Annotated in this window: 7 protein-coding genes and 2 pseudogenes; 1 reads left to right on the top strand and 8 read right to left on the bottom strand. The window is 35.3% G+C overall.

Features of this window, described 5'->3' with window-relative positions:
• The 7 genes and pseudogenes from JCM9140_RS20760 to JCM9140_RS20730 form a co-directional block, all read right to left on the bottom strand.
• Window positions 1-344 (bottom strand): annotated as a pseudogene (locus JCM9140_RS20760) (c-type cytochrome biogenesis protein CcsB); the annotation flags it as partial.
• A gap of 21 nt (window positions 345-365) precedes the next feature.
• Complete coding sequence (resB, locus tag JCM9140_RS20755; protein WP_034633127.1) at window positions 366-1,973, bottom strand: cytochrome c biogenesis protein ResB; 1,608 nt, start codon at window positions 1,971-1,973, stop codon at window positions 366-368.
• Window positions 1,974-1,978: 5 nt separating this feature from the next.
• Window positions 1,979-2,509: a thiol-disulfide oxidoreductase ResA gene (gene resA, locus JCM9140_RS20750; protein ID WP_034633130.1), complete on the bottom strand. Its 531-nt coding sequence runs from the start codon at window positions 2,507-2,509 to the stop codon at window positions 1,979-1,981.
• A 391-nt stretch (window positions 2,510-2,900) separates the two neighbouring features.
• The gene (locus JCM9140_RS20745) at window positions 2,901-4,016 is read right to left on the bottom strand and encodes a sensor histidine kinase (RefSeq protein ID WP_235715430.1); all 1,116 of its coding nucleotides are present in this window, start codon (window positions 4,014-4,016) and stop codon (window positions 2,901-2,903) included.
• Window positions 4,013-4,294: a hypothetical protein gene (locus JCM9140_RS24755; RefSeq protein ID WP_034751195.1), complete on the bottom strand. Its 282-nt coding sequence runs from the start codon at window positions 4,292-4,294 to the stop codon at window positions 4,013-4,015. The genes JCM9140_RS20745 and JCM9140_RS24755 overlap by 4 nt, the downstream gene beginning before the upstream one ends.
• Window positions 4,295-4,312: 18 nt before the next feature.
• Window positions 4,313-5,012 (bottom strand): annotated as a pseudogene (locus JCM9140_RS20735) (response regulator transcription factor).
• 71 nt (window positions 5,013-5,083) lie between these two features.
• Entirely contained in the window at window positions 5,084-5,794 is a 711-nt protein-coding gene (locus tag JCM9140_RS20730) for a hypothetical protein (protein WP_034633139.1), read from the bottom strand.
• 308 nt (window positions 5,795-6,102) lie between these two features.
• On the opposite strand from JCM9140_RS20730, the gene JCM9140_RS20725 reads away from it, so the two are divergent.
• Complete coding sequence (locus JCM9140_RS20725) at window positions 6,103-7,122, top strand: metal ABC transporter solute-binding protein, Zn/Mn family (protein WP_034633142.1); 1,020 nt, start codon at window positions 6,103-6,105, stop codon at window positions 7,120-7,122.
• A 420-nt stretch (window positions 7,123-7,542) separates the two neighbouring features.
• On the opposite strand, the gene JCM9140_RS20720 is transcribed toward JCM9140_RS20725, so the two are convergent.
• Complete coding sequence (locus JCM9140_RS20720; RefSeq protein ID WP_012961013.1) at window positions 7,543-9,117, bottom strand: multicopper oxidase family protein; 1,575 nt, start codon at window positions 9,115-9,117, stop codon at window positions 7,543-7,545.
• Between the last annotated feature and the right edge of the window lie 76 nt (window positions 9,118-9,193).

Raw genomic sequence — 9,193 nt, 5'->3', positions numbered from 1 at the left:
GCAATGATCACAATTCCAACAGGCATTGAGAAAATACCTAATACCGGCTTCTTATAAATAAGATAAAGAATTAGAAACGCAAAAATAATAGTTAATCCTAAGAACGTGGTATATTCAAACATATTACTAACCGGAGCATGTCCAGCCACAATCCACCTAGTGACAAAATACCCTAGTTGTGCTAAAAATCCTGCACACGCCAGACCAAAGCTGATCCATCCCCACCTCTTCGTTTTATTACCTAATGTACTATTTTCATAATAGATCGTAATAGAGAAAGTAATTGTCGCGAAAATGTAGATAAAAAACGCCGCGAGCAATAGATTACTACTTAGTTCGACCATGTTGTAACACTCCCAAACCACTTATTTGTCTTCTGTCCTATCGACCGGCTGTTCGAGCTCTGCCTCTTTTGCCACTTCAGCCATTTCACGTTTAAAAGCATACCAATTCTTATTCGTATGGCCTGCCATCATTACTTTCCCATTCTCTTCTTGTATCCAAATTCTTCGGTGAGTCCAATAGCTTCCTTGGACTAAACCAATCATAAAAATGAATCCTCCTATTACTAAAATGGACAAAGTATAGTCTTTTCGAACAATCAGCGCAGATACATGTTTTGTCTCTAGATCAGATAACCTAATGGAATAAACATTTTCATCTGTAGGATCGAAATTACGTCCAATAGTTAAAAAACTCACTTCTTTTTTTTCTTGATTTGGACTATTCACTTCAAAGATAAAGGCAGGATTATCAGGAATCCTTGATTTGGTACTTGGAATTCCATCATTATTTAAATAATAGTCTGGTAGATAATCTTGTAATTTAACGTAGTAGTCATTAGGAAGATCATATTGTTGTTCAGGATAAAATAGATCAACTTTAAACTCTCCAATCGTTTCACCTGTTTCATCATGTTCAACTGTAAACATCATCTTATTTAACTCATGGAGTTTGTAATCAACTTGATATAGACCAAACCCATCAAATTTAAAGGGATCATTCACCCTGATTTGGTACGTATCCACTTCTTGAAGATCGCGCTGTGAACCTACTGGACCGTCATCGTTTCGTTGGTACAGTGTCACGTTTGTTTGATAGGTTTTAACAACAACTCCCCCTGCTCGATCAATCGCCGTTTGGAAGAGCTCGTCATTTTCATCGTATAATTCAACAATAAACTGATGATTTTCCAGATAGTATTCTCCATTTGTTCCTGGGATTACCTCCGTATCCCCTTCTCGAACCCAAAGGTGGTGATCAACAAACATTCCCGGAAAAAAGCGTAGCATCCCACCAATTAAGAAAATAATGAGACCAATATGGTTTATATAAGGTCCCCATCTAGCAAATCGGCCTTTTTCAGCTAAAATAGAGGTTCCATCTGTTCTAACGTTGTATTTCTTTCCCTTTAAACTACTCAACCATTTCTCTTTATTTGGCGCTATATCTAGTTGTGTTTCACTTACTAGACGCTGTTTCTTCATAAAATTGATGTGTTTATGGACACGTTGGTGTTTTAAGGAACGATATAAGGGAAAAAAACGATCCACACTAGCAATGATAAGTGAAACGGTCAAAGCAGCCATTAATAATAAATACCACCAAGATTGATACAGGTTATGAAAACCTAATTCATAATACACTTGTCCGAGAAACCCATATTGATCTTGATAGTACTCTGCCGGATTAACGGTTGGTGGTATATACATTTCCTGTGGAAGAATGGTCCCCAATGATGACGCTAGCAACAAAATGACAATAATCCAAATCCCTACTTTTACTGAGGAGAAAAAATTCCATATTTGATCAACTATCGTTTTATTGTAGGTTTGCGAACGTCTTGCCGCTCCTTCATAACGCATATTTAAAACTTGCTGATTTTCACTCGCGACTAATGGTCTGCCGCATCCTCCACATAAGTCTGTTCCTTGAGGATTTTGCTGTCCACAAGAACAGCTAAGGTTATTCATTTCAATCACTCCTGCGGTTTAATACTTTCCATATACTGTGCGATCGCTTGCTCTGACATGCCTCCTGTAATGATGTTAATGATTTCCCCTTCCGCATTGATTAGAAATGTAGTCGGAAGTGGAATAACACCATAACGGTCTAATACTTGTTGTCCTTTATCCATAGGAATTGGGAACGTTAAGTTTAGTCTTTCTACAAAGCGCTGAACGGTTAATTCGGGTTCACCTACATTTACAGCAAGGATTTCAACTCCCTGATCTTTATATATCGCATATTGGTTTTCCATATAAGGCATCTCACGCTCACACGGTGGACAATATGTACCCCAGAAATTCAAAAAAACACCTTGCCCCCGGTAATCTTCAAGCTCCACCTCATTGCCATTAAGATCTGTAAGAACAAAATTTGGTGCTTCATCGCCTACCCGAACAGCTGCATCCGCATCTGAAAAAAAATTAGAATAAAATGTATACCCTATCGCGATTGCCATGATGAGCAAGGTCACTGTTCGGATAAATAATCGTCTAGTTTTCATAGAACTCCTCCTTTAAACCTACAATAGTTAAGAGTATAAAGAGAAATTGTGAAGGAATCATGGAGAAATGCTAAATTGGAAAATCTGTCACATCCTATTCATATAATCACTATGACATAAAAAATGAGCCCCTTAATATTAAGAGGACCCATTATAGTACTATTTAATATGCTTTGCCTTTTTGGTGTAGATTTTAAAGATCATATAAACGCAACTTACTAGGAAAACTGGAATAAGAGTATATAAACAAATGGTAATAAAGGTAAGACTAAGATGACGATGGGCTTCAGGTAGAATCCAAGTTGCTGAAATCGTTAAACATATAATTCCTAATAAAATAAAAACAAAAATAACTAGCCATTCTGCTTTCTTCAATTGGCTTCATCTCACTTTAATCCAAAATTTTGGGTAGAATAATAGTGAATTCAGTTCCTTCACCAACAGTGCTCTCCACCTCAATTGTCCCATTGTGTAACTCTATTAGTTGCTTCACAATGGACAATCCAAGACCAGTACCACCGAAAGCCCTAGACCGAGACTTTTCTACTCGATAAAAACGCTCGAATATATACGGTAGCTCCTCTTCTTCCATGCCAATTCCCGTGTCCCTAACCTTAATCTTAATATTTTCATCATTACTAACAGTATAAATTGTAATGGATCCTTCTTTCGTATACTTTATTGCGTTTTCAACTAAATTTATAAGAACTTGCTCCAATCTTAAAGGATCACCAAGTACTATACTGTCTTCCTTATCAGATAGTTCACATAGGTATTCTATATTAAGGTTTTGGTCTAGAGCTTTGTATGCCGTTTTCTTTACAACAAGTTTTATAATTTCATTAATGTTCACTTTTTTATGTTCAAGATTAAAACGGCCTTCGTCCATTTGTGCTAAGTCAAATAAATCATCGACTAAATAAGTTAGTCTTGTAGCTTCATGATCAATAATTTCAAGGTATTGGTTTCTTTCTTCTTCTGTTTTCCAACGCCCTTCACGCAAAACTTTTGAGTATCCTTTTAAATAAGTCATAGGTGTGCGTAACTCATGTGATATATTGGCAAAAAACTCTCTTCTTTGTTCATTTACACGTTGTAAACTGAAAGCTAAATCATTGATAGCACGTGCCAGTGAACCTAACTCATCACCTGATTTCTGAATAGTACGTGTATTATAGTTGCCTTTAGCAATTTGTCTTGCAGCTTTTTCCATACTTACTAATGGCTGAGATAGTTTTTTGGTAATGAAATAAGTAAGTCCAATCCCTAGAAATAAAGATCCAATCGCTGAGAGTTTCAGGAAATCTTGTACTTTTTTTATGGATTGTATGATACTCTCGAGCGAAGAAAAAACAATTACATGCCCCTTTGAATTATTAACATTTATATGTGAAGCAGTCGCAATATACGTTTTCCCATCAGAATCTTCAAATGAATTAGTCATATAGTGCTGCGAATCAGCAGAATGGATAAGGTTAAGAAGGTACCCTGTGTCATGATGACTCATCGAAAAATTCGATTGAGCCAGACCTCTCCTTGATCACTAAGTGCTAGCATTTTTTGATTCGAGATTTTCGCAGCTACTTCCACAACCTCTAATCGGTTTTCAACAGTACTATCATTAATTAGATTAGCATATTGAGAAGACAGCATATGTGTTTCTTCTTGGGCTTGACTAACATAAAACCCATAAAAAATTTGATTCATGACAAAGCCTAACGGTAATATTATCGTAATTAATAAGAGTAGAATCGTAAGGCCTAATTTAATATCAATTCGATTCATAAGTTGTACCATCTCTTTTTATACAAATTTGTATCCAACACCCCATACAGTTATTATTCGATTATTTTTTAGGTCCAGCAGCATAAAGTTTTGATCGTATATTTTTCATATGAGAGTCTACAGTTCTTTGTGCTCCTACATAATCCTCTCCCCAGATTAAATAAAGAAGGTCGTCTCTCGTATACACTCGTTGTGGATTTAAAGCGAGCTTATATAAAAGCTCGAACTCTTTTGCTGTTAATTCAACCAATTCATTATTCACATAGACACTTCTATTTTCATAATAAATAGATAATCCATCTTCAAATGCTAACTTTACTTCGTCTTTCTTTGCCTCAATTGTAGTTACTCTTCTTAGCAATGCTTTTACACGCGCTATTAATTCTTCTGGTTCAAATGGTTTTGTAAGGTAATCATCTGCTCCTAAATTTAACCCATCTACTCGATCTTCTAATGCCTTCCTGGCTGAGAGCATTAGTATAGGAATTGTTGAATACTCTCTTACGATTTTACATACCTCAAAACCATCAAGATCTGGCATCATAATATCTAGTATAATTAGATCATAATTATCTGGGTTATTCCGAATCTTAGTAATAGCTTCCTTACCCGTCGAAGCCTCAAATAGGTCAAATCCCTCATCCTTCAAATAAATCGATAAAAGAGTTCGCATTTGAAACTCATCATCAACAATTAAAATAGTTTTGTTTTCAATCATATGTTTAACCCCTTAGTATTTAATTTGAAACGAAATGGTGAAAATTATGAAAACACGTTATCATATTAATGTTAAAATTCTAATGTAAAAGGAAGTTCCCATATCGTTTCTGACAAATTTGCTCTTGAGATCATTAATAAAATTGTCTCAGGTAGTGGTTGAGCGAACTCAAATTCACCTTTCATCGTATTTAGATTTTGCTCAGTTCTAGATACCACTGGATAAATCCTCTCTCCTTCAAGCTCTATCGTTACCCCTATTCCTTTTGTTGGATGTACATCATTTAAATTTAACCTTAAATAGTTATCCTTTAGATCTATATTTGTTAGTATAATTCCGTCACTCATAACATTATTTCTATTCCCATCTATTTCAAAGGTCACTAATTTTTTATTGAAAGTTGGCTTAACGTATAACGAAAAAGATAGGAATCCTGCTAATTTTTGGTTTTCACTTTCACTTAAATAGAACTCGCGTATCATCACTTTCTCATCATTAACGAACTCTGTTTTTTGCTCCTCATTAATTTTGTAAAATTCATGACCATTAGCTAAAATGATCTGACTTGGAAAAGCAACAGCATAATCATTTTTGTTAATTCCGCCCTCCGTAATACTTTCCAGCGTTACTGTTAAGAAAAAACCATTCTCTACTTCCACGATTTCATCTATTACCACTTTTATATAACTGTTTTCATAAATATTTTGAACGTCTTTGGTATCTGGTTGTTGACATCCACCCAAAGTAATAAAAACGAATATCAATACTGATATTATTCTCACATTACTCCTCCTATAGCCCACATATATAAAGGGTTAACCTGTCAATTTATATTAAGTTACAATGATTCCCAATATTTTCAGAGAGTAAATATTACTAGTCGCACTATTATATTTCCCCTAGATAGAAACACTGCTTTTATTTGATATAACAATAGAAGATAAATGTGGAGAAAAGATGAAGATAAAAAAAATAAGATATTACCTTTTCAAAAAAAACACTGTAATTATTTAGAAACACATACTTTCTACACATTTTCTAGTTAACATCCAAAACGTAACAATTTCGATTTAAAAAAGGAGACAAGATTATGAAAATGAAGCTTACGGTTTTACTACTATTATTTTTCATCGTTATTCTTGGTGCATGTAACGCATCAAATAACGAGGAAGAATTAATAGACGGTGAAACAGAAAATACCATTACAGAAGAAGTCTTAACAGTTGTCACAACTACTTTTGTTTTAGAAGACTTTACTCGGAAAATTGGTGGAGAACATGTTGATGTGATCAATGTAGTTCCTTTGGGCGCAGATGCTCATTCGTTTGAACCGACAGCTAGACAAATGATCGAAATAATGGAAGCAGATGCGTTTGTATATAACGGAGCCGGCTTTGAAGGCTTTGTTGATGCGGTACTAAAAAGTATGGAGAAGGAGGACGTTGTAGCTCTTCAAGCTTCTAATAACATTCCTTTAAGAGAAGATGATGATGAACACGATGATGAACATGTGGATGTTCATGAAGAAGACGAACACAGTGATGAGAACTTGGATGTTCATGAAGAAGACGAACACTTGCACGCTGGAGTCGATCCGCATGCTTGGCTTGATCCGGTATATGCCCTGCAATATGCTAAGAATATATATGATTTACTTGTTCAATTACAACCTGAATTCGAAGAGCAATTTACAGAAAACTATACTAACTTAAAAATTGAATTAGAAAATTTACACGTTGAATTTGAAGAAATGGTATCTACTGCTGAACGAAATCAATTTATAGTATCTCATGCTGGCTATGGATATTGGGAACAAAGGTACGGGCTTGAACAAATTGCAATATCTGGACTATCACCTACAAACGAACCGTCTCAGCGTCAAGTTGAAGAGATTCTTGAACTAGGTCAGTCTCTGAATCTTACTCATCTGTTTGTTGAACAAAATTTCACATCTAAAATTGCTGAAATGATAGCTGACGAAATTGGTGCTGACATATTATATTTACACAACCTTGAAGCAGCAACACAAGAAGATATTGATAACGGCGAGAACTATATAAGTATAATGAGAGGGAATATTGAAGCTTTAAAACAAGGTTTAAATAAGTAAGAAATTAGAATCTCATTCATTTACATTAGTAGGCAAACACATTTCAAATTGATTTGTGTTTGTTTATTTTTCACTAAAACAACTTTATAAAATCATTCTTATTATAATTCTAATCCTAGTTAAGGTTGTGAATTTCAACTTAATTCAGATAAAACGGCAGTGGTGGCATTGTAGTATTTTATAATAATATTTTGAAAATCCCTCCATAAACTCAACGTTTGTTTAGTATCGTATCATGCCCCCCAATCTACATTTTTTAATTACAATTTAAAAAATGATCGAGTCCCCCTTGCTTTAAACGTTAACTCTACAGAACAGAACATCACTATTTTATTATTAAAGTAAATTACCCGAACAATAAACCGAAAACGGCCTATCATTCGAGTAAATTTCATTTTAATGATTTTTAACTAATAGGGATTACTCTGGTGTATTTGGAATAGTTGGATCTAATGTGAAAGTTGGTTCGTATCCTTTGTAACGAACTTCTGCTACCATCCCACCGCTCGCATGATGAAATTCATGACAGTGGAACATCCAATTCCCAGGGTTATTAGCCTCGAAGACGATTTCGTATGTTTCACCAGGTTTAACGTTTAACGTATCCTTTAGAATCGGAGATCCTTGAATTGGGTTTCCATCTTTCGAAATTACGTTGAAAAACTCTCCGTGCAAATGCATTGGGTGATCGACCTCTGTATCGTTTACAATGGTAAACTTAACAATGTCACCTTCTTCTACTTCATAAATTTCATGGTCAGGAAATTGTTTGTCATTAATCGTGAAGGTCTCACCTCCATCTTCCGTTCCAAGAAGCATATCATACTCTTTTGTAATAACTCCAAGATTCTGTTCCATCGCCTGTCCATAAGTAGTTAAATCAAAAAATGAATAGTTTGAATCATTCTCTTGTAATTCCTCATCTTCATAACCATCATAAATAACAGGAATTACAGTATTAAGAGTTTTCTCATTTTCTTCAGCAAATACTTGTATTCCCCACGCTCCAGGGTTTTTCATTTCTACCTCAACTTCATAGCGTTCTGCAGGTGCAATTCGAAAAGCTGTATCATTTAAAAGTTCTGGTCCATTTACAGGTTGGCCATCATAGTGTGTAATTTTAAAAGAATGACCCGGTATAGATACTACTTGTGTGAATAGCCCTGCATTCACAAAACGAAGTTTGACTTTATTTCCTTCTTCTACTTCAATTGCTTCAATTGCAGGTGAAGCCTTACCATTTATAAGTGGTGTGTCATACATTTCATTCATCATATCTGCATGACTTAATTCACTTGCAACACCGTCCATATCACCGTGATCCATATCATTCATTTCACTCATGTCCATGTCACCGTGGTCCATTTCACTCATTTCACCCATGTCCATGTCACCATGATCCATTTCACTCATATCAGTTCCCATTGAAGACCATTCATCAATTACAATTACTTCATCTACATCATATGACTTATCAGCTGACGACTCAACAATAAAGACCCCATAAAGACCTTTCCCAACTTGCTTTGAACCATCTTGGTGCGAGTGATACCAATATGTTCCTGGTACATCGGCCTGATATTCATAAGTGAACTGTTCGCCAGGCAGTATTGCATTTTGTGTTACACCAGGAACACCATCCATCTCATTCGGAACCGGAAATCCGTGTAGATGAAGAGCAGTAGGTTCGTCTAAAGAATTGGTCACATTTAAAATTACAGTATCTCCTTCTTGAACTCTAATTTCTTGACCAGGTAAACTTCCATTATAAGTCCATGCATCATCCATGATTTCATCATTGAACATCCAGTGAGTTTCTGTAACATTTATGTCAAAAACTCTCTTTCCATCTTCTGTTGTCGCTTCCTGTGTTTGTTCTTCCTGCTGAGATTCACCATGTCCCATCGCAGAATGGTCAACAGCATCATTTGAGCAACCGGCTATAACTAAAGACAATGCCAGCGCTATACCAGCTAATCCGTATGGCTTTTTCAATGTTTATTTCCCCTTTTCCAAAAAAAATTTAATTACATTCTCAAAAATAAGTCTAATAAAAAAGTATATAGAATTT

The sequence above is a fragment of the Halalkalibacter wakoensis JCM 9140 genome (genome assembly GCF_000513095.1).
Classification (GTDB): Bacteria; Bacillota; Bacilli; order Bacillales; family Bacillaceae_D; genus Halalkalibacter; species Halalkalibacter wakoensis.
This window is presented reverse-complemented; position numbering and strand designations above follow the sequence as displayed.

What these genes read in the sequence shown, in the direction of transcription:
- JCM9140_RS20725 (WP_034633142.1), top strand. Translation starts at nt 6,103, where the DNA reads ATGAAAATGAAGCTTACGGTTTTACTACTATTATTTTTCATCGTTATT.
- JCM9140_RS24755 (WP_034751195.1), bottom strand. Translation starts at nt 4,294, where the DNA reads ATGAATCGAATTGATATTAAATTAGGCCTTACGATTCTACTCTTATTA.
- resB (WP_034633127.1), bottom strand. Translation starts at nt 1,973, where the DNA reads ATGAATAACCTTAGCTGTTCTTGTGGACAGCAAAATCCTCAAGGAACA.
- JCM9140_RS20745 (WP_235715430.1), bottom strand. Translation starts at nt 4,016, where the DNA reads ATGAGTCATCATGACACAGGGTACCTTCTTAACCTTATCCATTCTGCT.
- resA (WP_034633130.1), bottom strand. Translation starts at nt 2,509, where the DNA reads ATGAAAACTAGACGATTATTTATCCGAACAGTGACCTTGCTCATCATG.